Here is a 22881-nt window from a genome sequence, read left to right on the forward strand (position 1 = left end):
GTCTCTTTCCACTGCCATGGATTGCTGTTCCCTGTGTTGGGGGTGGTGGTTCGGGTGTGTGGTGGTTGTTTGTTTTGTGAATAGTGGACGCGAGCATCTGGCAGCCACGCGCGTTTGTGTGTGGTTGTTGTGATTTTGTTTGTTTTTGTGTTTCTTGTGTTATTCGTCTTGTCACCCTGACGTGCATGTGAGCCTTTTGGGGTTGTGTGTGCCTGTGTGGGGTGGTGAGTGTTCAAGGGCGCATGGTGGATGCCTTGGCATCAAGAGCCGATGAAGGACGCGGTAATCTGCGATAAGCCTCGGGGAGTTGGTAAACGAGCTGTGATCCGAGGGTGTCCGAATGGGGAAACCTCGCTGCGTGTTGTGCGTAGTGACCACAGGGTGAATGTATAGCCTTGTTGGGGGTGACGTGGGGAAGTGAAACATCTCAGTACCCATAGGAAGAGAAAATAATAATGATTCTGTTAGTAGTGGCGAGCGAACGCGGAAGAGCCTAAACCGTGTGTGTGTCAAGCGTGCTGGTGTTGCATGCGCGGTGTTGTGGGGCCAATCGTCCTAGTTCAGCATGGCTGGGGCATGGATGCAGTGTGGTAGGTGAACAGGTTGGGAAGCCTGACCGGAGTGGGTGAGAGTCCCGTAGCTGAAACTGTGCTGGTTTGTGTGTGTTGGTGCCCGAGTAGCACGGTACTCGTGGAATGTCGTGTGAATCTGCCAGGACCACCTGGTAAGGCTGAATACTCTTGGTGACCGATAGCGGATAGTACCGTGAGGGAATGGTGAAAAGTACCCCGGGAGGGGAGTGAAAGAGTACCTGAAACCGTGTGCCTACAATCCGTCAGAGTCCTCTTGTGGGGTGATGGCGTGCCTTTTGAAGAATGAGCCTGCGAGTTAGAGGCATGTGGCGAGGTTAACCCGTGTGGGGAAGCCGCAGCGAAAGCGAGTCCGAACAGGGCGGTCAGTCGTGTGTCCTAGACCCGAAGCGGAGTGATCTAGCCATGGGCAGGGTGAAGCGCCGGTAAGACGGCGTGGAGGCCCGAACCCACCTAGGTTGAAAACTGGGGGGATGATCTGTGGTTAGGGGTGAAAGGCCAATCAAACTCTGTGATAGCTGGTTCTCCCCGAAATGCATTTAGGTGCAGCGTTACGTGGTGCTTTGCGGAGGTAGAGCGACTGGATGACTGATGGGCCCGCGAGGGTTACTGACGTCAGCTAAACTCCGAATGCCGTGAAGTCAGCGTGGCAGTGAGACTGCGGGGGATAAGCTTCGTAGTCGAGAGGGAAACAGCCCAGACCATCAACTAAGGTCCCTAAGCGTGTGCTCAGTGGAAAAGGATGTGGAGTTGCAGTGACAACCAGGAGGTTGGCTTAGAAGCAGCCACCCTTGAAAGAGTGCGTAATAGCTCACTGGTCAAGTGATTCCGCGCCGATAATGTAGCGGGGCTTAAGCACACCACCGAAGTTGTGGCAAAAACATGTTCAACCGATAACTCGGGTGTTTTTGGGTAGGGGAGCGTCGTGTGGCCGGTGAAGCTGCGAAGTGATTCAGTGGTGGAGGCTATACGAGTGAGAATGCAGGCATGAGTAGCGAAAGACGGGTGAGAAACCCGTCCGCCGAATGACCAAGGGTTCCAGGGCTAGGTTAATCCGCCCTGGGTTAGTCGGGACCTAAGGCGAGGCCGACAGGCGTAGTCGATGGACAACGGGTTGATATTCCCGTACCAGTGAAGAACCGTCCATACCGAAGAATCTGATACTAACCAGTGCCACACCCGCAACAGACTCCTTTGGAGTGTGTGTGGTGTGTGGTGGTGGGACCTGAGGGTTTTGTAGGTAAGCGTGTTAACAGGTGTGACGCAGGAAGGTAGCCGGGCCGTGCGATGGTTGTCGCGGTCTAAGGTTGTAGGCCGTGTGGTTGGCAAATCCGCCACACACTAGGGCTGAGAGCTGATGGGCGCCCCACACGTGGTGGGGTGATCCGGTGATCCTCTGCTGCCAAGAAAAGCATCGACGTGAGGTTCAAACTGCCCGTACCCTAAACCGACTCAGGTGGTCAGGTAGAGAATACCAAGGCGATCGAGATAATCGTGGTTAAGGAACTCGGCAAAATGCCCCCGTAACTTTGGAAGAAGGGGGACCACCCCGGTGAACAACCCTTGCGGTTGGATGTGCTGGTGGTGGTCGCAGAGGCCAGAGAGAAGCGACTGTTTACTAAAAACACAGGTCCGTGCGAAGACGTAAGTCGATGTATACGGACTGACGCCTGCCCGGTGCTGGAAGGTTAAGAGGATCTGTTAGAACCTTGGTTCGAAGCGGAGAATTTAAGCCCCAGTAAACGGCGGTGGTAACTATAACCATCCTAAGGTAGCGAAATTCCTTGTCGGGTAAGTTCCGACCTGCACGAATGGCGTAACGACTTCTCTGCTGTCTCAACCGCGAACTCGGCGAAATTGCATTACGAGTAAAGATGCTCGTTACGCGCAGCAGGACGGAAAGACCCCGAGACCTTCACTATAGTTTGGTATTGGTGTTCGGTGTGGCTTGTGTAGGATAGGTGGGAGACGGTGAAGCATGCACGCCAGTGTGTGTGGAGTCATTGGTGAAATACCACTCTGGCCATAGTGGATTCCTGAACTTCGGACCCTGATCGGGTCCAGGGACAGTGCCTGATGGGTAGTTTAACTGGGGCGGTTGCCTCCCAAAGAGTAACGGAGGCGCCCAAAGGTTCCCTCAGCCTGGTTGGCAATCAGGTGGTGAGTGTAAGTGCACAAGGGAGCTTGACTGTGAGACGGACGTGTCGAGCAGGAGCGAAAGCTGGGACTAGTGACCCGGCCATGGCTTGTGGAAGCGTGGTCGCTCAACGGATAAAAGGTACCTCGGGGATAACAGGCTGATCTTGCCCAAGAGTCCATATCGACGGCATGGTTTGGCACCTCGATGTCGGCTCGTCGCATCCTGGGGCTGGAGTCGGTCCCAAGGGTTGGGCTGTTCGCCCATTAAAGCGGTACGCGAGCTGGGTTTAGAACGTCGTGAGACAGTTCGGTCCCTATCCGCTGCGTGCGTAGGAAATCTGAGAAGGGCTGTCCTTAGTACGAGAGGACCGGGACGGACGAACCTCTGGTGTGCCAGTTGTACCGCCAGGTGCATGGCTGGTTGGCTACGTTCGGGAAGGATAACCGCTGAAAGCATCTAAGCGGGAAGCCTGCTTCAAGATGAGATTTCCCCTGAGGTGTCCAGTAGACGACTGGGTTGATAGGCCAGATGTGGAAGCACAGCAATGTGCGCAGCTGACTGGTACTAATACACCAATCACTCACCCAACAACCCACACCATTGTGTGGGGTGCCAAGGCGAGTAACACAACAAACACCAACAAACAATCACTGTTTGTTCGCGTCCACAAAATGACTTAACTAACTGAATAACAACACCCAAAGATTTTGCGGTGGTAAAAGCGTCAGGGAAACGCCCGGTCCCCATTCCGAACCCGGAAGCTAAGCCTGACAGCGCTGATGGTACTGCACACATGTGTGGGAGAGTAAGACACTGCCGCAATCACCCATAACGAAGGCCCTGACAGGTCGCCCCCGAGGGTTGAGCATTGATTTGCTCCCCGGGGCACCTGCAGGGCCTTCACCCATTTACAGAGACTTTTTCATGAGCGCCGCTGGCGCCTCTTCCTTTTGCGCCCCGAGTATCCCAGCGTGCTTGGGGTGTTTTTGTCTGCACGCTCACATGACCCTCACCCGTGTCTTATTCGCCGCAGTAGGCTGGAAGGTGCGACGTGAGGAGAGAAACAGTGCGCATCACCTTTCTAACCGGAGCCGGTCTGAGCACAGCTGCCGGCATACCCGACTTTCGCGGCCCACAGGGTGTGTGGACGCGTGATCCTCTTGCAGAGCGCATGTCGACCCTGTCCTGGTACCTGAAAAGTCCCGAAGTGCGTGAACGCGCTTGGCAGATGCGCCTTGAATCGGGCATCTGGGCAGCATCGCCAACAGAAGCTCACCACCGCATTGCGCAAGCTGAAGAACAGGCCGACGTCAAAGCAGTCGTCACCCAGAACACCGACGGTCTGCACGTCCTGGCTGGCTCCAGTCCGGACACAGTGCTCGAAGTCCACGGAAGCGCGCGCACCTGGCAATGCGAAGGCTGCGACGCCACCGGCCCCATGGAAGATCAGATTCGCCGAGTCAAAGACGGCGAACCTGACCCTTCGTGCCCTCAGTGCGGCGGTATCACCCGTGCGACGACGATCCTGTTCGAAGAAATGCTGAAGACCGATGTCATAGAAGCAGCATTCGAAGCCGCAAAGAACTGCGATTGGATTATCGCCATCGGGACCTCACTGTCAGTCACTCCCGTGGCGCACATGTTCCCCATGGCAATCGAGGCAGGGGCCCGCGGGATGATCCTCAACGCCGAGCCAACACCATTCGACCCATACGCAGAAGAGGTGGTCCGCGGTGACCTGCAGGAGACGGTGCCGCGGGTCTTGGATGAACTTCTCGGCTGACCTGGCACTATAGAGGCATGAAGCCAACGACGTCATCTAAATCCGCTCTGTCTCACGTGGCGGCCACCGCCGATCCTCTGGGGGAGGACACGCCAGGCGCAGAACCACGCGAAGCTGTTTCGGCCCGCGTCTCCAAAGTGCAGCGATTCAGGGTTCTGGACATTCTCGGCCGTGTGGCCCAGCTGCGAGCTGAAGGCCGCGATGTCATTTCGCTGTGCGTGGGCGAACCCGGTCAGGGCGCTCCGAGTGCCGTCCGCAAACGCGCCGCTGACGCTGTCCTCGACGGCACCGACCTGGGTTATTCGCCAGTCGAAGGCATCGCACCCCTGCGCGAAGCCCTTGCCGGCCATTACAAGCGCTGGTACGACATCGACATTGACCCCAGCCGGTTCATTGTCACGGCGGGCTCTTCCGGTGCCTTCCAGCTGTCGTTCCTCACCTGCTTTGACGTGGGCGACAGGGTCGCGCTTGCCCGCCCCGGCTACGCCGCCTACAAGAACATCCTCAAGGCACTTGGCATCGACGTGGTCGAGCTCGACTGCGGTGAAGAAGTCCGCTTCCAGCCAACCGTCGAAATGCTGGAAGAAGAACACGAAAAAGCGCCCCTGTCCGGCGTCATGGTGGCTTCACCGGCCAACCCGACCGGCACCATGATCGACGCCGAGCACATGTCGGAACTCGCCGACTGGTGCGACCGTGAAGGGGTGCGCCTGATCTCGGATGAGATCTACCACGGCATCACATTCGGCGATTCCGTCGGCACAACAGCGGTCGAATGCTCTGACCAGGCGATTGTCATCAGCTCGTTCTCGAAGTACTGGGGCATGACGGGCTGGCGTCTGGGCTGGATGATCGTCCCGGAAGATCTTGTCGAACCTATCAAGGCACTTGCCGGCAACCTCACGCTGTGCGCACCCGTGCCCTCCCAGTTCGCTGCTGTCGAAGCGTTTTCAGAGTCAGCCTACGAAGAGGGTGCGAAGGCCGTTGAGGGCTTCGCTGCCGCCCGCCAGGCCGTGCTCGATGCCGTTGACGAACTCGGATGGACGGGGCTGGCTCCGGCTGACGGGGCGTTCTACATGTACGCGACGATCACCCCGGTGCTCGGTGAATTCGCCAATGCGATCGACTGGTGCGCAGCACTTCTGGAAGAAGAGGGCGTGGCCGTGTCTCCCGGCAGCGACTTCGACAGCGTCCACGGCGACCAGGCCGTGCGCATCTCACTCGCCGCGGGTCACGAGGCCGTCGTCGAAGCCCTCGAGCGCATCAAGCGCTTCCAGGCCCGCCACGGGGCCTGACCGCAGCCCAGACCAGGTGAGAAAAAGGACGAGGTGGAACTCCACCTCGTCCTTTTTCGTGCCGGTTCTGGGGTCACCAGAACCGGCTCAGCGTTCAGTCCTGGCGCAGCGAGGGGCGGATTGCGTCGAGAACCGCCATGTCCTCAATCGTCGAAGGGACAGCCGCGTCTGCTTTGCCCTCGGCGATTTCGCGCATTGTCTTGCGCAGGATCTTACCGGAGCGGGTCTTCGGCAGAGCCTCGACGACAGTCGCCGACTTCAATGCCGCCACCGGCCCGACTTCAACGCGCACCTGAGCGACAAGCTCCTTTTCCAGTGCTGCGTGATCAACGTCTTCGTGCCCTGCCTTGAGCACCACCAGGGCTCGTGGAATCTGGCCCTTCACCGGGTCGGACAGGCCGATGACAGCACATTCGGCAACCGCCGGGTGGGATGCCACAGCTGCTTCCAGAGCGCCCGCGGACAAACGATGGCCGGCAACGTTGATGACGTCGTCGGTGCGGCCCATGACGTAGACGTAGCCGTCTTCGTCGACGCAACCGCCGTCACCGGTGAGGTAGGCGCCCTCAATCGACGACAGGTACGAATCGACGTAGCGTTCGTCGTCACCCCACACGGTTGCGAGCGTTCCGGGCGGAAGCGGCAGGCTGACGATGATGAGGCCTTCTTCACCCGGTTCCATTTCGTTGCCGGCAGCGTCGACAACCCGCACGTCGTAGCCGGGAACCGCCATGGCGGGCGAGCCCGGTTTGATGGGGTATTCGTGCAGGCCGATGGGGTTGGCCGCAATCGGCCACCCGGTTTCGGTCTGCCACCAGTTGTCGAACACCGGAATGTCCCGGCCAGTGGCCTCGGCGAGCTTTTCGGTCGTCCACTTGTAGGTTTCGGGGTCGAGGCGCTCTCCGGCTTGGATCCACGCGCGTAGGTGGTGCATGGGGTGCTTGGCCATGAGTTCGCCTTCGGGGTCTTCCTTGCGGATGACGCGCATGGCGGTCGGGGCGCCGTAGAACAGGCGCACGTCGTATTCGTCGACCACCCGGAAGAACGTGCCGGCATCCGGCACTCCGACGGGTTTGCCTTCGAACACGATGGTGGTGACACCTGACAGCAGCGGCGCGTACACGATGTAGGAGTGCCCGACCACCCAGCCGACATCGGATGCACAGAAGATCGTGTGGCCGGGGTGGAGGTCGTAGAGGTTCTTCATCGACCATGTCAGCGCCACTGCGTAGCCGCCGGCGTCGCGCACAATGCCCTTCGGCTTGCCCGTGGTGCCAGACGTGTAGAGCACGTACAGTTCGTCCGTCGCTTTGATGGCCACGGGTGCCGCACCGGTGGGGGTCTGCTCCATGAGCTCATCAAAGGAGTATTCGCTGTACTGGGCTCCCGAGGCGGTGGTCGCGTTTTCGCCCTTGACCTCGGCTGGGATCAGGTCGCGCTGGTAGACGATGCTGAGTGCCGGAACGTGCTCGACTTCGTCAAGAGCGGCATCGACCATGGGCTTGTATTCGACCTTCCGCGACGGTTCGATGCCGCCGGAAGCCGACACGATGGCCTTCGGCTTGAGGTCGTTGATGCGCACTGCGAGTTCGCGGGCGGAGAACCCGCCGAAGACAACCGAGTGGACCGCACCAATGCGCGCACAGGCGAGCATTGCGACAACCGCCTGCGGGATCATCGGCATGTAGATGATGACGCGGTCGCCCTTTTCGACGCCCTTGTCCTGCAGCACTTTGGCGAACCGTGCCGTGGTGTCCGTCAGTTCGCGGTAGCTGATCTTCTGCTTGGAGTCGGTGACGGGGGAGTCGTAGATGAGTGCGGTGTCCTCACCCCGGCCGGCTTCGACGTGGCGGTCAAGCGCGTTGTAGCAGACGTTGAGTTCGCCGTCGGGGAACCAGCGGTACAGCGGTGCGCGCGAATCGTCGAGTGCGCGGGTGGGCTTGGTGTCCCAGTCGATTCCCTCTGCCGCTTCGAGCCAAAAGGCTTCGCGGTCCTCCACTGCGCGGCGCGCGGCGGTTTCGTAGGCGTTTTCTGTGTGTGCGGTGGTCATGATGCCCCCTGTGTGTGGTGCGCCTCACGTTGAGTGCGGTGATGTAGACCACCATACTCCTGAGGTTTTCGGACCGTGCCTCCGGCTGGGCAGACCAGTGGAGAGGGGCAGTCAGTCGCAGAGTTCGGCCGAGTGGGCCAGGGCGTCCTGAATGATGTGGGTGACGTGGTGGTCGGTCACTTCGTAGTGGGCTTCGCGGCCGGAGCGCTTGACGCTGACCAGGCGCTGATTGCGCAGCGTGCGCAGGTGCTGTGACACCAGCGGTTGCGACAGGTTGGTCAGCAGCACGAGTTCCGACACCGTAAGCGGAGAGTGGGACAGCGCCAGCAGGATCCGCAGGCGCGACGGGGTGGCGAGAACCTTGAAGATATCGGCCGTGAGCTCAATGGCCTGAGCATCCGTCAGGTCGTCTGGAATGCAGGGTTCGCCGTTGTCATCGAACTTCAGGTGCGGGTATGCGTCACGTGCCATGCGCACCAGTGTATTCCAGGCCTGCCTTCAGCGACTGTTCGGCGCGGCCGCGAGGATGTCGGCGGCCAGCGGCTCCCACTTCGCGTAGGCCTCAGGGTGGGCAGAGCGCTGCACCGCCTGGGCGGCATCGTTTTTGCTCAGCTTCTGCCAGCCGGAGATCTGCGTGAGTCCGGCGTTCTTCACCTTCGGGTTGACGCCGTAGAACGCGGTCGTGGCGTGGTGGACGCTGAGCACCTGACTGTCGGTTCCCCAGCCCTGGGATGGGCGCTGCTGGAAAACCCCGAGCGAGTCTCGGTCACCGTAGGGCAGGTTGCGCAATGACGATTCCTGCATTGCGGTCATGAGTGCGATCTCGATCCCCGCGTCGGGTATCGAATGTTCGCGCCCGATGTCGATGATGGTCTGCGCGATTTCCATCTGGCCGGAATCCAGGGCCGAGGCCGAGGTGGGGGCCAGTTTCTCTGACACCTTCTCTTTGGCTGCCTGCCGCTGGTCGGGGTCGGTGAGCGTCCCCGTGATGGCGGTGCCCGCGGCGAAGAGCCCGAGGACGCACAGTCCGGCGGCCACGCCCATGACAGTGCTGCGGAGGTGTCGGCGCCCTTCCCCTGTGCGGCGCCGAACCTTGCGGCCAGTTGGCCGTCTGCGTCGTGTCTTTCTGCGTGTCACGTCCTCACTTTAGGCGTTTGGGCACCAGTTGCCGAACTGCTTCCCCAAGCGGCGGCCAGTGCCCAGCGCACGTGTCAGCTGATTGCCGGTGCGTCCTTGTTGGCCTTCAGCAGTGCGGTGGCCAGGCCTTCCCACTGCGCGTAGCGGTGCGGGTAGCCAGAGCGCTGGACAGCCTGGGCGGCGTCGTTCTTGCTCATCTTCTGCCAGCCGGAAATCTGCTTGAGCCCGGGGTTCTTCACCTTCGGGTTGACGCCGTAGAAGGCTTTTGCGGAGTACACGCGGTCCATGATCTGCGACTTCGATCCCCACGCGTACTTGGGGCGCTGCTGGAACAGGCCGATGGAGTCCCTGTCGCCGTAGTTGATGTTGTACAGGTCTGATTCCTGCTTGGCGGTCATGAGCGCGATGATGATCGCGTCGTCACTCATGCCTGCGCCTTTGCCGACGCCGATGATGATGCGTGCGTTCTCGGCCTGGTCGCGGTCGATTCCCTTGGGCTGCGGGCCGGGCTTCGCCGCCTTCTTGGCGGGAGCCTTCTTTTCGGCCGGCTTGGGCGCGGGCTTCGGGGCCTTCTTCTGCTGGGCCTTGCGCGCCTTGTCGGCTTCTTCCGGGGTCACGTGCTGGGTGGCCGGGCCGCCGACCGAGGTGTACTCGCCGCTGTCTTCCGAGCCGCCGCTCTGGGCGCTGCTGCCGGCTTGCGGGGTGTTGTGGTCAATGACATTGCCGCTGAGAGCACTGGCCGGTCCTGCAAAGAGGAGGGAGCTTGCCGCTGCACAGCCGAGTGCGGTGGCGGTGGTGTAGATGATTCGCATGATCCTCGTTTCGGGAAGTGGAAGATTCGAGCTCCCGAAACTGTAGCGCAAAATCTGTCAAGTTTCACACGCCGGAAAATCAGAAGCGTTACATCTATGTAAGTAAATCTGTGACCTGCGAAAACACACTCATGTAGTTCAGCGTCCAAAATTGCCCTGCGCAAAGTTCCGAAATCCCGGATGTGTCGAGGTCGGTGAGACAGGGCGGTGCCGAGTGCCGCGCAGTCCCGTTCTCCACCTCGTACCCGGGCATGGAAAAGGGGCCCGGCATAAGTGCCGAGCCCCTCCGCGCAGACAGGATCTACGCGGTTCCGCCGTAGTGGGCGGCGACCCTGCTCAGGCCCTCTTCAATCGATACCGCGGGCGTCCAGTTCAGAACACTGTGCGTGGTCCGCTGATCAAACCAGTGCGCAGTGGACAGCTGTTCGGCGAGGAACTCGGTGATCGGCGGTTCGTCGTCGAAATCACCGGCCGTCCACACCTTCTCAATGACCTTGCCGGCGACCTTCGCAGCACCCACGGGGACCCTCAGGGTCGGTTCGGCCGAACCTCCGGCAACGGCAATCCGGCGCATGAGTTCGCCAATCGGGCGCGGCTGGCCGTTCGTCACCACGAGAGCCATCCCGTGCGTGTGCTCGACTGCAGACAGCGCGGCGACGATCGCATCGACCGCGTTGTCAATGTAGAGGGTGTCGACCATCGCCAAACCCGAGCCCAGCAGCGGCAGCCTGCCCTGGGCAGCGCGGTCGATGATCCGTTCGGTCAGCTGCGGTTCACCTGGGCCCCACATGAGGTGGGGGCGCAGGGCGAGCACCCGGAACTCATCGTGCGATGCGGCAAGGGCCAGGCGTTCGCCGGCGGCCTTTGTGCGGGCGTACTCGCCGCGGGCGGCCTCGGGATCGGCAGGCCCCGCACCGTCGCCGACGAGGGAATCACCCGAGTGGGCAACCGACGGCGATGAAATGTGCACCATGCGGCCGATGCCGGCCTGCTGGGCGCGGGCCACAATGTTCGCGGTGCCTTCGATGTTGACCTTTTCGAATTCTTCGGGAGCCCCAACCATCGACACTTTCGCGGCCATGTGGATGAGAGCATCCTGTCCCGCAACTGCACGGTCAACAGTCTCAATGTCCGTGACGGAGCCCTGAATGTCACGCGCGCCCTCAACTCCGGAGGGACGGCGCTGCAGAGTGGTGACCTCGTGGCCCTGAGCAATGAGCGCACGCGCCGTAGAACTGCCCAGAAGACCGGATGCACCGGTGATGAGAACCTTCATCAGACGCTCCTTCCCACCGGCGCACCGGAAAGCACGCGGGATGCCCACGCGCCCAACGCAGAGCGGCCGACTTTGGAATTGTGGCGAATATCAGTGGGGAATTCGGGCGCGACGAGAACCGCCGCAACATCGAGGCCCATGCGGTCAAGAACTGCCGCGCGGATGTCATCGATGATCGGCTGCGGGGCAAGACCCGGCTGCAGGTCCTGCGGACCACCCGGTTCAAGCACCACGACGAGAGCCTGTGTGCCCACCGGGCCCACGCCGACTGCCGCGCAGCGGGTCACCCCGTCGGTGCGTTCGGCAATGGACTCCACGGCACCCGGGCCGATGGGGCCGGCGGGACCGGCGATTACGTGCTGGACGCGTCCTTCCAGCCACAGGCGGCCCTTGGCGTCAAAACGGCCGATATCGCCCGTGCGGTGCCATGCCTTCGCACCGCCGTGCTCATCGCGGCGAGCATCGGCGTCGGTCTTCCACAGACGGTCGTAGCCGTCCTTGAGGTGAGCGGCGGACACGACGAACTCACTGAGCACGCCGATGCCGTCCTCCAGGGCAATCGTGTGTTCGCTGGGTTTGCCCTCGGCATCGAGCGGGGCGAGCTTGAAGTCGACCGGGCCGATCGGCCTTCCCACACAGACCCCGCCGACAACTGAGGATTCGGGGTCAGCCGCATCCGCCTCGGCCTCGACGGCGCCGGGGAAGTCGATGTTGGTCAGCAGCAGACTCTCCGTCATGCCGTAGGGCGAATTGATCTGCGCGTTCGGGAAGACTTCCGCGATCTGCTCCATGAGCACGGTCGGCACGGGAGCTCCGGCAGACAGCGCCAGTTCAATGCCCGCGCAGGCCTCGCGCTGCTCATCACTCAGAGCGCCGGCAGTTTTGACGACGTTCGTGTAGGCGGCAGGGGAGGCGAACACCATGGTGCAGCCGGCCTCGATGATGGCATCGGCCAGAGCAGAAGCCGTGAGAGTGGCGGGTTTTGTCACCGACATGTTCGGCGTGACGCTCACCGCGCCCAGCCCCGGACCCAAAAGAGCAAACGGCGCGAAGCCGGCAACCAGCCCCGTGCCGGGACGCACATCGAATTCGGCGCCGAGGATGCGCATGAGCTCGCCAAGACCGCGGTGCGTGTAGCGCACGCCCTTCGCCGGTCCGGTGGAGCCGGAGGTGAACAGAATCGCCGCGTCGTCATCGAGAGCCGGCACGGCAATTGCGTCGCGGTCGCGCACAACGGTCCGCGACAGCGCCGTTATTGAGGTTTCGACCTTCAGCGCTCGCGCGCGCAGCTTCGGCAGCGGCAGAACGGAGATGCGGCGGCCGGGCCACCCTCCGGCCCGTGCCAGGGTCAGCCCCGGAGTTTCGCCGATGATCCACTGCGGGTCGGCAGCCTTGACTGCCCGGGTCATGCCGGCAGGCCCCAGGCCCGCGTCGGCGACGACGACAACCCCGCCCACCTTGAGGACCGCGTAGGCGGCCGCCGTGAGGTTGTTGCCCGGTTCGATCAGCAGGCTGACGCGGTCGCCCTTGCGCAGGCCCATGGCCTTCAGCCCTGCAGCAATGTTGTCGACAACACCTGCCAGCTGCGCCCAGGACACGGCCTGGGCCGGTTTGGCGGACATGTCGACGCTGGCGATTGAGCGTTCGTGCCGCTTGGCATCGAGGGCTGAGAACACGAAGTCTGGTTCGGGGCCCTCTTCTTGGGTCGGACCGCTTTCTTCTGCCGAGGTGGAGGGGGCTTCAGTCTGTCCGCTCACGTTGGCGTCAAGCCACTGGAAGATGGTCTCCCAGTACGGGACGTCTTCGACGAACAGGTGGGAGGTCTTCTCAAAACGGTGGATGTCCGCCTGCGGCAGGCGCTCGCGAAGGTCGCGCAGATAGCGCTCCAAGAAGACGGGGTCTTTCGGACCCCACATGAGAAGCGCGGGATTGGTCATGCGGGCGATGTCAGCGCCGACGCGCTGCAGTTCAGCGTAGGACGGGTGGTTTTCATCCACCGGAATGTCTGCGACGAAGCCGCCCACACCCCCGCGGCGCTGCGCGGATGCGTAGGGCCTGCGGTACGCGCGGCGCACAGGGTCCGAGATCTCCTTCGACAAGCGCAGGGTGGTGCGGATGAAGGCGTCGGTGTACACGGTCGAACCGGCCAGCAGGGGGCCTGCCAGTGCCGCCCGCAGAGGTGCCGGGATGGATGCGTCTTCCGGCTGGTGCACGGCGGTGTTGAGGCTCATGGCCGCGCTGATGCGGTCGGTGTTGCGGGCTGCCCAACCCAGCGAAATGACCCCGCCCCAGTCGTGGCCGAGTGTGACCAGCGGGAGGCTGTCGTCGACGAGTTCAGAGATGAGTGCGTCGAGCTGGCCTAAGCGATCAGCTAGGCGGAAATAGCCGGTGCCGTGCGGTGTGGGGACCGGGTGGGTAACACGCTCCGAATAGCCCATGTCCAGGTGGTCGGGAGCAATGATCCGCCACGCGGTGCCGCCTGCCTGCGCCTGGTCGATTGAGGCCTGTGCGAGTCTGCGCCACATGTAGGACCACGTGGGATTGCCGTGTACGGCGACGATCGTGCCGGCGGGTTCTGCACCGATGTCCTTGAGTGCATCGGCGGTGTCGAGAACGTGGAAGGTGTGCTCGCCGACCGTGACCAGGCGGGACCATCGGGGGTCCCATTCGGGAAGATTCGGCGGCAGCTGCGCGGCAGCGGCTGGAAGAGGGCTGTTTTCAGTCGGCAATGAGCTTCTCTCCTCTTAGTGTGCCGGTGGTGTTTACCAGATGATCTCCGTCATGGACGTGTTGAGGCCTGAGCCCACACCCATTGCCAGAACACGGTCACCGGACTTGAGCGACTCGACTTCGCGGGCAAGTGTGATCGGCAGAGACGCGGGGCCCACATTGCCCAGCTCGGGGTAGGTCTTCGGAACCCGGTCCATGGGGATCTTCGCGGCCTTCGTGATCGCGTTGACGTGGACATCGGACACCTGGTGCATGATGTAGCGGTCCATGTCGGTCCAGTCCCACCCGTTTTCGTGGGCTTCTTCCCACGCCGAGGTGACCAGCTGCATGCCGTTGGACAGCAGGCCCGCGGTGTCGGTGAACATGCCGTCGTGGTCGCCTACGCACAGTTTGTGATTCCACGTGGCCGCACGCGTCACACTGCCGAGGATCCGGTGGCCCTCAGGGTGCTTGTCTGAACGTCCGAGAACGGCGGCCGCCGCACCTGAGCCCAGGGTCAGGGAGGCGAATTCCTCGAGGTATTCGGCGCGGGTGATTCCTTCGCGCTGCAGGCGGTTGAGGGTGGCCCGCTGCACTTTCGAGGCATCTTCGGAGGCCACGACGAGCGCGTATTCGATGGCGCCGGATTCGATCATGGTTGCGGCGACTGCCATGGCGTTGACGAAGCCCAGGCACGCATTGGCGATGTCGAAGTTCATGGCCGACGACGGAAGTCCGATGCCGTCGTGAATGGACACTGCCACAGACGGTTCGAGGTTGGCACGCGTGACCGACGCGTTGATCATCAGCCCGATCTGCTGGGCTTCGATGCCGGCTTCAGCGAGTGCCTTCTTGCCGGCCGCAATGCCGCCTTCGACGAACCCGCCGGAGTCCTCTGCCCAGTTGCGGCGCGATTCGACACCAGCGACCCGCTGCAGGAGACCTTCGGGCAGCCCTAAGCGGTCAAGCGTGGACTTCAGCTGTTCGTCGTAGAAAGCAGACGTCACTTCGATGGGTGCAGTCACTTCCGAGACACTCAGAAGCGATGTGTTCTCGTGCCGAAGCGTCGTGTTTCCGTTCAACAGCGTCCAGTCCCTGGTTCCCAGAGCCGGACGATAAGTGCGCGCGGCTCCGTTGGATGAATGAATAGTGCCCAATCAATCCTAATGGGTGGCCGCTGACCGCGTGTCCGGGGTCAGCTATCTGACTGCAGGCGTCAGCGAATGGCCGCCAGGATGGTGTCCCACATCTTCTGTGCCAGTTCCGGGCTGTATTCCGGCGCGGTTGGGTCGCCGAAAAGGTGCGCGCTGCCGGGGTAGACGTGTGCGGAAGCCTCCGCGCCGGCGGCCCGGGCGGATTCGATGAGCGTCTCAGCCTGCTGAGCATCAACCCATTCGTCGCCTTCCGTGTAGTGCATCTGCAGCCAGCAGTCGCCGTTCCACGACGTGGGCTTCGGTACGCCGCCGGCGTGGCACAGAAATGCGCCGGCGGCCTGCGGGTGGCGTTTGCCGAAGGACTGCGCCATGGCAGCCCCAAGGGAGAATCCGCCGAAGTAGATGGGACCTTCAAGCCCCAGTCCGTCAATCGCGCCGGAGGCCCGCTGGGCGAGTGCCGGAAAACCGATCTCGTCGCGGTAGGCGATGCCGTCGGGAACGTTGTCGAAGACATTGCCGTCGTAGAAGTCCGGCATGTGCACCGTGTGGCCGGCTTCGGAGAACACGCCGGCAATGCGGTGCATGCCGTTGTTCAGGCCGAGTGCTGAGTGGAAGAGAACGATCTGTGCCATGGTGCCGAGTCTAAACGTGAGCTGTGACATAATCACGCCGGCAGGGCGCCGGCCGCCCAGCCCACACACAGAAGAACAGAGGATCATGACCCAGACGATTTCCACCTCGGCCCCGGAGAAGATGACTCCCGGAGCCCGCAGGGCAGTGACAGCATCCGTACTCGGCACCATCATCGAGTGGTACGACTACGCGCTCTACGGCGCGGTCGCCGGCATGATCATCGGTCCGCTGTTCTTCCCGTCCGATGCCAGCAGCGCAGAAACCTTCGCAGCCCTGGCAACCTTTGGCGTCGGCTTCCTCGCCCGCCCCCTGGGCGGAATCGTCATCGGACATTTGGGCGATACGCGCGGCCGCAAAGCCGCCATGATCCTCACGATCGTGCTCATGGCCGGCGCGACTGTCGGCATGGGCCTGCTGCCCACCGCCGCGCAGGTTGGGATGCTCGCTCCGATCCTGCTGATCCTCCTGCGCTTTGTGCAGGGCTTCGGCGCCGGTGCCGAACTGTCCGGTGCCGTAACGCTCGTGGCCGAATACGTGCCGGTGCGCCGGCGTGGACTGTTCACGGGCATTGTGCTTGCCGCCCCGCCGGCCGGCATTTCCCTGGCGACTGCCGCGTTCTTCATCGTCAGCGGACTGAGCGAAGAGCAGCTGTTCGGCTGGGGCTGGCGCGTGCCCTTCCTTGTTTCCGCCGTCCTGTTCCTCGTGGCGTTCTACATTCGCCGCCGCCTGGAGGAAACCCCGGAGTATGTGGCCGCGCAGGAACTGGCAGAACAGAAGAAGCGCGACACCACGATGCCGCTGAAGTACGTTCTGAAGAACTTTCCCAAGCAGATTGTGGTGGGCTTCCTGTCGATCGTCGGCCACAACGCCATGCAGTACACGCTCGCCACGTTCTCGATCGGCTTCATGCTCAGCATTGAAGGCGGACTCGACCGGCCCCAGGCGCTGCTGGCGGTTGTCATCGGCTCAGCGGTCGCAGTGGTGACCACCCCGTTCGGCGGGATGCTTGCCGACAGGATCGGCGCATCGAAGGTCATGGCGGCGGCAAGCCTCATGATGGTCGTCCTCAGCTGGCCCATCTTCCTGCTGCTCAAGACCGGCGAATTCGGTCCGTCCGCTCTGGCGATCGCCCTGGGCTACGGACTCATCATCACCGGGACCTCGGGCGGGCAGGGAGCCCTGCTTGCCAACCTGTTCCCCGCGCACGTGCGCCTGTCCGGCATGTCCTTTGTGCGCGAACTCAACGGGGCGTTGATTGCGGGCTTTTCGCCGATGATCGTGGCCATGCTCATCAGCGCAGCCGGCGGCGGCCTGTGGCTGGCAGTCGGCTACCTCATGCTGTGCGGACTGATCTCGGCTGTCGCAATCCTGCTGTCCGGGCGGATGGGCGACAACGAAAACTCGACCCTGGTCTGAGTTCGCCGGAGCACACCCGAAGCGCCGGTTGGGCCGTGGGTACTATTCGACTATGGCTGTTACGCGACGTATTCCCCGGTGGTCTGACCTTGCTCCGCTCCTGCAGTTCGACGTTGAATTCAATCGACGTCGGGCCCGCCTGTCCCGCGTGGGCGACATCTACGATCTGCGGAAGATCGCCAAGCGGCGCACACCCACGGCCGCTTTCGACTACGTTGACGGAGCCGCGCAGGCCGAACTGACCTACGACGGCAACCGCAAAGCTTTCGACGACATCGAACTGACACCGGCAATCCTCGCTGGCTCAGCTGATGTCGACCTCAGCGCGGAGGTTGCCGGACGTACTTTCGAACTGCCCGTCGGAATTGCGCCGACAGGCTTCACGCGCATGATGCAGACCGAGGGCGAAGTCGCCGGTGTCCGCGCCGCGGAGCGCTTCGGCGTTCCGTTCACCCTGTCGACCATGGGCACGCGCTCAATCGAAGACGTTGCCGCGGCAGCGCCGGCTGCCGCCAAGTGGTTCCAGCTGTACCTGTTCGCCGACCGCGCGGTATCCCAGGACCTGCTGAAGCGCGCGGCCGCCAACGGCTTCGACACTCTGCTCGTCACCGTCGACACAACTGTGGCCGGACAGCGTCTGCGCGATGTCCGCAACGGCATGACCGTCCCGCCGAAGCTGACCGCCGGCACGGTTCTCGACGCGTCCTACCGTCCCGAATGGTGGTTCAACTTCCTCACGTCCGACCCGCTGTCCTTTGCCACCCTGTCGGGCAAGACCAGCGATCTGCCCAGCCTCATCAACTCGATGTTCGACCCCACACTGTCGATGGACGACCTGCGCTGGATCCGCGAACAGTGGCCGGGCAAGCTGTTCGTCAAGGGTGTCCTGACAGAAGACGACGCGCGTCGTTCGCTCGACGCCGGCGCTGACGGCCTCGTCGTGTCCAACCACGGCGGCAGGCAGCTGGACAAGGCGCCCATCAGCCTGGATGCGCTCCCGCGGGTGCGCGAAGCCGCCGGTGACGATGTCGACATCATCCTCGACTCAGGTGTCATGCGCGGTTCGGACATCGTGACCGCCCTGGCGCTCGGCGCTGACTTCACGCTCATCGGCAGGGCCTACCTGTACGGCCTCATGGCCGCCGGCGAGGCGGGTGTCAACAAGGTCCTCGACCTGCTGCGCCAGGAGATCATCGTGTCGATGCAGCTCATGGGCGCACAGTCACTGCGCGACCTCAACCCCGACATGGTCAGCAGGATCACCCGCGGCTGATGACAACGGCAGCGATCGTCATCGGCCTCATCGCCGTTTTCTGCGGAGCCGTTCTTCAGCGGATCTCCGGAATCGGCGTCGGCCTGGTCGCTGCCCCCGCCTTCACCCTGCTGGCCGGCCCGCAGCTGGGAGTCTTCGTCACGAATACGGCGACGATCGTCTCCGGACTGCTGATCGGCCTGGCGGTTCTCAGCGAAGTCGACTGGAAGCGCTTCGGATTCCTGGCCGGCTTCGCCGTGTTGGGAGCGTGGCCGGCCGCGCTGCTGGTCCGGGATGCCAACCCGGCGATTCTCACGATCTTCATCGGCGGCATCGTGCTCATTGCGCTCATGACAACCTTCAGCGCGCCGCGCCTGCCCCAAGTGTCATCGAGTGCGCTGACCGCGGCCACCGGAATCACAGCCAGCTTCCTCAACACGACGGCGGGTGTTTCCGCCCCCGCAATGGTGATCTACGCCCGGGTGTCCCGCTGGCCCCAGCGCAGCTTCGCAGCGACCATGCAGCCAACCTTCATGGCGCTGGCCATCCTGTCGGTCACCACGAAGCTCATTGCGGGAGTCGGGATTGTCGGCAGCCTGCCGCCATGGTGGTTCTTCACCGCACTCGTTGCCGCCGTCATTGCGGGTGTTGCCGTAGGCAGTGCGGCAGCCCGACGAGTGTCGGCCGCCGGCATGCGCCGCGTGGCCGTCGTGCTCGTGACCCTCGGTGCGCTCGCCACCGTGGTCCGCGGCATCGTCCTGCTGTAGCCGACGGCCTCGCCGCACAGACGGCCGCACAGCCATCAGCGCACGCAGACCGCAAACTCCTACAGTCCGTACTTCCGGTGGTGCTTATCATCTGCTGTGCTGCTGTCCGGCCGGTCCGGCACAATGTCCCGCCCCGCGCTGATCTCAGACGGATCACCGAGTTCGTGAACCGAGCGCAGCAGCGAATACGTGGGCCGCCACAGGCGAATGTCACCGGCGTAGAACTGCTCCAGAAGATCCCCGGTGTAAGCCCATCGGCCAACAGAGGCTTCCGTCGTCGTGTTCTCCAAGTGCAGATCAGACGCGTTGAGTGCATAGAAGAATGTGTCGAAACGACGCGGATAACCCGGGGGAGTGGTCCACACATCCCACGGCACGCACGCTTCCGGCGCGGCCACCGCGCCGGTTTCCTCTTCGAGTTCCCGCAGTGCGGCCGCCAACAGAACTGCCGCCGGCACAGCCGCATCCTGTCCGGGTCGGTGCCCCGCCGAACCGGGACCGAAACTCAAATCCACCGCGTCACCCCACAGGCGCGCGTGCTCCCCGGCAACAGGGCAGCGGAAGTCGGCGGCGCCTCGTGAGAAGTCAATCAGATCAACCCTGCCGCCCGGATAGGCGACAACACCTGCAGCGAAGTCCATGCTCGTGCGGCGGTGCTGAACAAACACCTCGAGCCCACCGGCCGGGCGGCCGCGCAGGGCGAGCACGCTCACTGCGGGTCGAATCGGCACTGGGCCACTAGCCCCAGTCACGGGTGTGCCAGCCATGAGACCTCCCTGTCGCTGAAACTCGATCATAATTCGCCAGTGCGCACAGCCGCCCGCGGTCCTAGGATGGGAACGTGCGCCACACAGGGGTGACGCACGGACACAAAGGAGGAGCGGTGCTCGAAATCCACGGCCTGGAAGGCCTTCAGGACAACGTCGGCAAGGTTCTCGGATCAAGCGGCTGGATCACGGTCGACCAACAGCGCATCAACGCCTTCGCCGATGCAACCGGCGACCACCAGTGGATCCACGTTGACGTCGACCGCGCCGCGGCAGGCCCCTTCGGTGCACCGATCGCCCACGGCTTCCTGACGCTGTCGCTCATTCCGCTGCTGTCATCCGAAGCTGTCAGCGTCACCGGCATGAAGGCGAAGATCAACTACGGCTGCAACAAAGTGCGGTTCCCCAGCCCGGTCCGCGTCGGGGCACGCCTGCGCGATACCGTGGAGCTGACCGAAGTGAACGTCAAAAGCTCCGGCATTCAGGTGGTCATGACACACACGATCGAAATCGAAGGTGAAGAGCGCCCCGCCTGCATCGCGGAGGCCGTCACCATCATGATCCCGGAGGACTGACCCGCTTCGGACTGACCCGCTTCGGCTTGGTGCAGCCGCTGCCGGCGGCCACGCCGGCACCAGCTGTGTCGACCCGACGCACCGCACACAGGAAGTGATACTCGGGCCCTATGGACTGGCTGTTCTCGATCGATTCGTCGTGGCCCCTGTGGCGCATTCTGCTGGTCCTCATCCCCGACCTCATCATCCGCCTGGCGGTGCTCGGCTGGGTGCCGTACAGGCGCAAACCGTCCTCAGCGCTCGGGTGGTTGCTGGCCATCTACCTCATCCCGTACATCGGCGTTGCCGTCTACCTGATGCTGGGGCGCGCCAAATTTCCCAAGCGCAGACGCCGCCGACAGCAGACAGTGTCCGACCTCATCCGGGAAACCACCGACAATCAGGCGATCATCGGCACGGAAGAGGGCCTGCGCCGAGCGCACCTGACAGCCGCCCGGCTCAACTCTTCGCTGGGCGCACTGCCGCTGGTGTACGGCAACGAAATCGACCTCATGCCGGAAACCGGTGAGGCGATCAAGCAGATGGCCCAGGCGGTTGATGAAGCCGAAGACTACGTCCACTTCGAGTTCTACATCGTCGCCTACGACCAAACCTCCGCACCGCTGTTCGACGCTCTTCTTCGCGCCCACGAACGCGGTGTGACGGTGCGGGTGCTCATCGACCACATCGGCTCGCTCGGCTTTCCCGGCTATTCGAAGCTCGTGAAGATGCTCGATGAATCCGGAATCGACTGGCACCGCAGCCTGCCCATCCGCCCGTGGCGAGGTGAATACCAGCGGCCCGACCTGCGCAACCACCGCAAACTGCTGGTTGTCGACGGCACGCTCGGGTTCACGGGATCGCTCAACATCATCGACCCTTCCTACAACAAGCGCTCGAATCTGCGGCGGGGCTATCAGTGGAAAGACCAGTTCATTGCCTGCCGCGGCCCCGTGGTGCGAGAACTCGACGCAGTGTTCGGAACCGACTGGTACGCCGAAACCGGTGTCATCCTGTCCGAAGAGCTCACACTCGAACTGCACGCGCCGGAATCCGGTGGGCTTGCCGCCCAGGTTGTGCCCAGCGGCCCGGGCTTTGAACTGGAGAACAACCTCAAGCTGTTCAACCACCTCATCTACAACGCAGCCGAACAGCTGGTCATCTGCTCGCCGTACTTTGTGCCGGACGAGTCCCTCAAACAGGCGCTCGTCTCGATTGGGCATTCCGGGGTGGACGTGCGGATCTACGTGTCTGAACAGTCCAATCACTACATTGCGCAGAAAGCGCAGGAATCCTATTACGACGAACTCATTGAGGCCGGTGTGCGGATTTTCCGCTATCCGGCGCCGACGGTTCTGCACTCGAAGTTCATCATCGTCGATGACGACATCACCGTCATCGGATCATCGAACATGGACGAGCGCTCCTTCACCATGAACATGGAGCTCTCAGTGCTCATCGTGTCGGAAGACTTCGCGTCGCGGATGTACGAACTCGAACAGGCTGAATACGCATCGACGTCGGAAGAACTTGAACTCGAGGTGTGGCGTCAGCGTCCCCTGGGTGTTAAGTACATGGAAAACGTGTGCCGGTTGACCTCTTCGCTGCTGTAAACCGCTATCGTCCGAGTATGGAGCTCTTCACCGGCAGCAATCCCGTTCCCACCCGTTCCGGCAGCCACCCGCGCTTTGCCGAGGCAGCTCCCGATGACTTCTTCGACCCGTCGGTGCACGGCGGGCCTTTTGAAAACGGTCCCGGGCTGGACGCTCTGCGCAAGCTCGAAGAGTGGTACGACGCCGGAGGTTCTGACACTCAGATCCTTGACCTTTTCAACGAGCTTCCCGCTGCGGGAGTGCTCGATCCCGATGTATGGTTGCGCGAACCTGTCCTGCTGAAGCAGCAGATCGAATCAGGCGAGGTCGACCGCGATGCTTTCCTGGCTGAGGCACAGACCCGCACCGCGGTGGGACTGGGCCAGTTCAAAATCCGCGGCGGCATGACCACTGACGCGCTCGCCCTGGCGAAGTCCGGGGTGGGGGCGCAGCTGGTGATCGCCATGGTCGATGCTGCTGATCCGGGCACCGGCGAAAACCTCGATCCCGCCCTCATTTCGACTCTCGGCTCGGTGAACACGGTGGTTCAGGCTGCCGAGCACCTCGAAGACTGACGAGGCGCCGCTCGCCTGGGCTGGACTGCTCGGCTGCGTTCGGGCACAGAAAAGCGGGCCGGAGGCGGCCGATGGTCGCACTCCGCACCCGCTGGGGGAGAGGGTCAGCTGTTGCGGACTTTCTCAACGCCTTCGCGTACGGATTCCTGAATCTTTTCGGCAACTTCCGGGCCCTGTTCGCGGACCGTTTCCGTGACCTGCTGAACGCCTGCCTGAACGTCGGGGCTGTTCCACACCTTTTCGGCTTCGGACTTGAGCTTGTCGTAGGTCTGGCGTCCGCTGCGGGAACCGAGAACGAATCCGACAGCCAGGCCGGCCAGAAGTACGTAGCGCTTCTTCATTTTCACTCCTTAGTGGTGGGTGATCACTTCCAGTCTAC

Annotated in this window: 18 protein-coding genes and 2 rRNA genes; 10 read left to right on the forward strand and 10 right to left on the reverse strand. The window is 62.6% G+C overall.

The genetic code is table 11. The features are described 5' to 3' along the window. Nucleotides 1-222 precede the first annotated feature (222 nt). The 4 genes from Bravens_RS08785 (at nucleotide 223) to Bravens_RS08800 (ending at nucleotide 5808) form a co-directional block, all read left to right on the forward strand. A 23S ribosomal RNA gene (locus tag Bravens_RS08785) occupies nucleotides 223-3318 on the forward strand. Between the two features lie 120 nt (nucleotides 3319-3438). After that, nucleotides 3439-3552 (forward strand): 5S ribosomal RNA (gene rrf, locus Bravens_RS08790). Between the two features lie 244 nt (nucleotides 3553-3796). Further along, a complete protein-coding gene (locus Bravens_RS08795) occupies nucleotides 3797-4513 on the forward strand; it encodes an SIR2 family NAD-dependent protein deacylase (RefSeq protein ID WP_062022535.1) in 717 nt (238 codons plus the stop codon). Nucleotides 4514-4530: 17 nt separating this feature from the next. Then, nucleotides 4531-5808, forward strand: a complete 1278-nt coding sequence (locus Bravens_RS08800) for a pyridoxal phosphate-dependent aminotransferase (protein WP_157452739.1) — start codon at nucleotides 4531-4533, stop codon at nucleotides 5806-5808. A 94-nt stretch (nucleotides 5809-5902) separates the two neighbouring features. On the opposite strand, the gene Bravens_RS08805 is transcribed toward Bravens_RS08800, so the two are convergent. From Bravens_RS08805 to Bravens_RS08840, 8 genes are all read right to left on the reverse strand, one after another. Next, nucleotides 5903-7858, reverse strand: a complete 1956-nt coding sequence (locus Bravens_RS08805; protein ID WP_062022538.1) for an acetate--CoA ligase — start codon at nucleotides 7856-7858, stop codon at nucleotides 5903-5905. 111 nt (nucleotides 7859-7969) lie between these two features. Then, on the reverse strand, nucleotides 7970-8329 hold the full coding sequence (locus tag Bravens_RS08810) for an ArsR/SmtB family transcription factor (RefSeq protein ID WP_244878146.1): 360 nt from the start codon (nucleotides 8327-8329) through the stop codon (nucleotides 7970-7972). 27 nt (nucleotides 8330-8356) lie between these two features. After that, on the reverse strand, nucleotides 8357-8902 hold the full coding sequence (locus Bravens_RS08815) for a peptidoglycan-binding protein (RefSeq protein WP_420887655.1): 546 nt from the start codon (nucleotides 8900-8902) through the stop codon (nucleotides 8357-8359). Nucleotides 8903-9069: 167 nt separating this feature from the next. Continuing rightward, entirely contained in the window at nucleotides 9070-9807 is a 738-nt protein-coding gene (locus tag Bravens_RS08820; RefSeq protein ID WP_062022541.1) for a hypothetical protein, read from the reverse strand. Between the two features lie 301 nt (nucleotides 9808-10108). After that, on the reverse strand, nucleotides 10109-11083 hold the full coding sequence (locus Bravens_RS08825) for an NAD-dependent epimerase/dehydratase family protein (RefSeq protein ID WP_209435922.1): 975 nt from the start codon (nucleotides 11081-11083) through the stop codon (nucleotides 10109-10111). After that, complete coding sequence (locus Bravens_RS08830) at nucleotides 11083-13812, reverse strand: alpha/beta fold hydrolase (protein ID WP_062022547.1); 2730 nt, start codon at nucleotides 13810-13812, stop codon at nucleotides 11083-11085. Before Bravens_RS08830 ends, Bravens_RS08825 begins: the two co-directional genes overlap by 1 nt. A gap of 33 nt (nucleotides 13813-13845) precedes the next feature. Next, nucleotides 13846-14874, reverse strand: coding sequence for a 3-oxoacyl-ACP synthase III (locus tag Bravens_RS08835; RefSeq protein WP_209435923.1), 1029 nt, complete (start codon nucleotides 14872-14874; stop codon nucleotides 13846-13848). Nucleotides 14875-15008: 134 nt separating this feature from the next. Beyond that, complete coding sequence (locus Bravens_RS08840; protein WP_062022551.1) at nucleotides 15009-15578, reverse strand: dienelactone hydrolase family protein; 570 nt, start codon at nucleotides 15576-15578, stop codon at nucleotides 15009-15011. Between the two features lie 85 nt (nucleotides 15579-15663). Here Bravens_RS08840 and Bravens_RS08845 point away from each other — a divergent pair, with 85 nt between their 5' ends. The 3 genes from Bravens_RS08845 to Bravens_RS08855 are packed head-to-tail and all read left to right on the forward strand — an operon-like array spanning nucleotide 15664 to nucleotide 19014. Further along, entirely contained in the window at nucleotides 15664-16995 is a 1332-nt protein-coding gene (locus tag Bravens_RS08845) for an MFS transporter (RefSeq protein WP_062022554.1), read from the forward strand. Between the two features lie 52 nt (nucleotides 16996-17047). Next, nucleotides 17048-18268, forward strand: coding sequence for an alpha-hydroxy acid oxidase (locus Bravens_RS08850; protein WP_019175949.1), 1221 nt, complete (start codon nucleotides 17048-17050; stop codon nucleotides 18266-18268). Beyond that, nucleotides 18268-19014 carry a TSUP family transporter gene (locus tag Bravens_RS08855; protein WP_019175948.1) on the forward strand — a complete coding sequence of 249 codons (747 nt, stop codon included), beginning with the start codon at nucleotides 18268-18270 and terminating at the stop codon, nucleotides 19012-19014. The genes Bravens_RS08850 and Bravens_RS08855 overlap by 1 nt, the downstream gene beginning before the upstream one ends. A 59-nt stretch (nucleotides 19015-19073) precedes the next feature. On the opposite strand, the gene Bravens_RS08860 is transcribed toward Bravens_RS08855, so the two are convergent. Next, nucleotides 19074-19781 carry an NUDIX hydrolase gene (locus Bravens_RS08860; protein ID WP_157452740.1) on the reverse strand — a complete coding sequence of 236 codons (708 nt, stop codon included), beginning with the start codon at nucleotides 19779-19781 and terminating at the stop codon, nucleotides 19074-19076. Between the two features lie 116 nt (nucleotides 19782-19897). Here Bravens_RS08860 and Bravens_RS08865 point away from each other — a divergent pair, with 116 nt between their 5' ends. The 3 genes from Bravens_RS08865 (at nucleotide 19898) to Bravens_RS08875 (ending at nucleotide 22502) form a co-directional block, all read left to right on the forward strand. Further along, nucleotides 19898-20356 (forward strand): MaoC family dehydratase, encoded by a 459-nt coding sequence (locus Bravens_RS08865; protein ID WP_019175946.1) that lies wholly within the window; start codon nucleotides 19898-19900, stop codon nucleotides 20354-20356. 110 nt (nucleotides 20357-20466) lie between these two features. Next, nucleotides 20467-21948: a cardiolipin synthase gene (cls, locus tag Bravens_RS08870; RefSeq protein WP_062022561.1), complete on the forward strand. Its 1482-nt coding sequence runs from the start codon at nucleotides 20467-20469 to the stop codon at nucleotides 21946-21948. A 17-nt stretch (nucleotides 21949-21965) separates the two neighbouring features. Next, nucleotides 21966-22502, forward strand: a complete 537-nt coding sequence (locus Bravens_RS08875) for a hypothetical protein (protein WP_141738891.1) — start codon at nucleotides 21966-21968, stop codon at nucleotides 22500-22502. Between the two features lie 104 nt (nucleotides 22503-22606). On the opposite strand, the gene Bravens_RS08880 is transcribed toward Bravens_RS08875, so the two are convergent. Continuing rightward, on the reverse strand, nucleotides 22607-22843 hold the full coding sequence (locus Bravens_RS08880) for a YtxH domain-containing protein (protein ID WP_019175943.1): 237 nt from the start codon (nucleotides 22841-22843) through the stop codon (nucleotides 22607-22609). Nucleotides 22844-22881: the final 38 nt, after the last annotated feature.

The sequence above is a fragment of the Brevibacterium ravenspurgense genome (genome assembly GCF_001584615.1).
GTDB lineage: Bacteria > Actinomycetota > Actinomycetes > Actinomycetales > Brevibacteriaceae > Brevibacterium > Brevibacterium ravenspurgense.

What these genes read in the sequence shown, in the direction of transcription:
- Bravens_RS08800 (WP_157452739.1), top strand. Translation starts at nt 4,531, where the DNA reads ATGAAGCCAACGACGTCATCTAAATCCGCTCTGTCTCACGTGGCGGCC.
- Bravens_RS08805 (WP_062022538.1), bottom strand. Translation starts at nt 7,858, where the DNA reads ATGACCACCGCACACACAGAAAACGCCTACGAAACCGCCGCGCGCCGC.
- Bravens_RS08810 (WP_244878146.1), bottom strand. Translation starts at nt 8,329, where the DNA reads ATGGCACGTGACGCATACCCGCACCTGAAGTTCGATGACAACGGCGAA.
- Bravens_RS08815 (WP_420887655.1), bottom strand. Translation starts at nt 8,902, where the DNA reads ATGGGCGTGGCCGCCGGACTGTGCGTCCTCGGGCTCTTCGCCGCGGGC.
- Bravens_RS08820 (WP_062022541.1), bottom strand. Translation starts at nt 9,807, where the DNA reads ATGCGAATCATCTACACCACCGCCACCGCACTCGGCTGTGCAGCGGCA.
- Bravens_RS08825 (WP_209435922.1), bottom strand. Translation starts at nt 11,083, where the DNA reads ATGAAGGTTCTCATCACCGGTGCATCCGGTCTTCTGGGCAGTTCTACG.
- Bravens_RS08840 (WP_062022551.1), bottom strand. Translation starts at nt 15,578, where the DNA reads ATGGCACAGATCGTTCTCTTCCACTCAGCACTCGGCCTGAACAACGGC.
- Bravens_RS08845 (WP_062022554.1), top strand. Translation starts at nt 15,664, where the DNA reads ATGACCCAGACGATTTCCACCTCGGCCCCGGAGAAGATGACTCCCGGA.
- Bravens_RS08850 (WP_019175949.1), top strand. Translation starts at nt 17,048, where the DNA reads ATGGCTGTTACGCGACGTATTCCCCGGTGGTCTGACCTTGCTCCGCTC.
- Bravens_RS08855 (WP_019175948.1), top strand. Translation starts at nt 18,268, where the DNA reads ATGACAACGGCAGCGATCGTCATCGGCCTCATCGCCGTTTTCTGCGGA.
- Bravens_RS08860 (WP_157452740.1), bottom strand. Translation starts at nt 19,781, where the DNA reads ATGGCTGGCACACCCGTGACTGGGGCTAGTGGCCCAGTGCCGATTCGA.
- cls (WP_062022561.1), top strand. Translation starts at nt 20,467, where the DNA reads ATGGACTGGCTGTTCTCGATCGATTCGTCGTGGCCCCTGTGGCGCATT.
- Bravens_RS08875 (WP_141738891.1), top strand. Translation starts at nt 21,966, where the DNA reads ATGGAGCTCTTCACCGGCAGCAATCCCGTTCCCACCCGTTCCGGCAGC.
- Bravens_RS08880 (WP_019175943.1), bottom strand. Translation starts at nt 22,843, where the DNA reads ATGAAGAAGCGCTACGTACTTCTGGCCGGCCTGGCTGTCGGATTCGTT.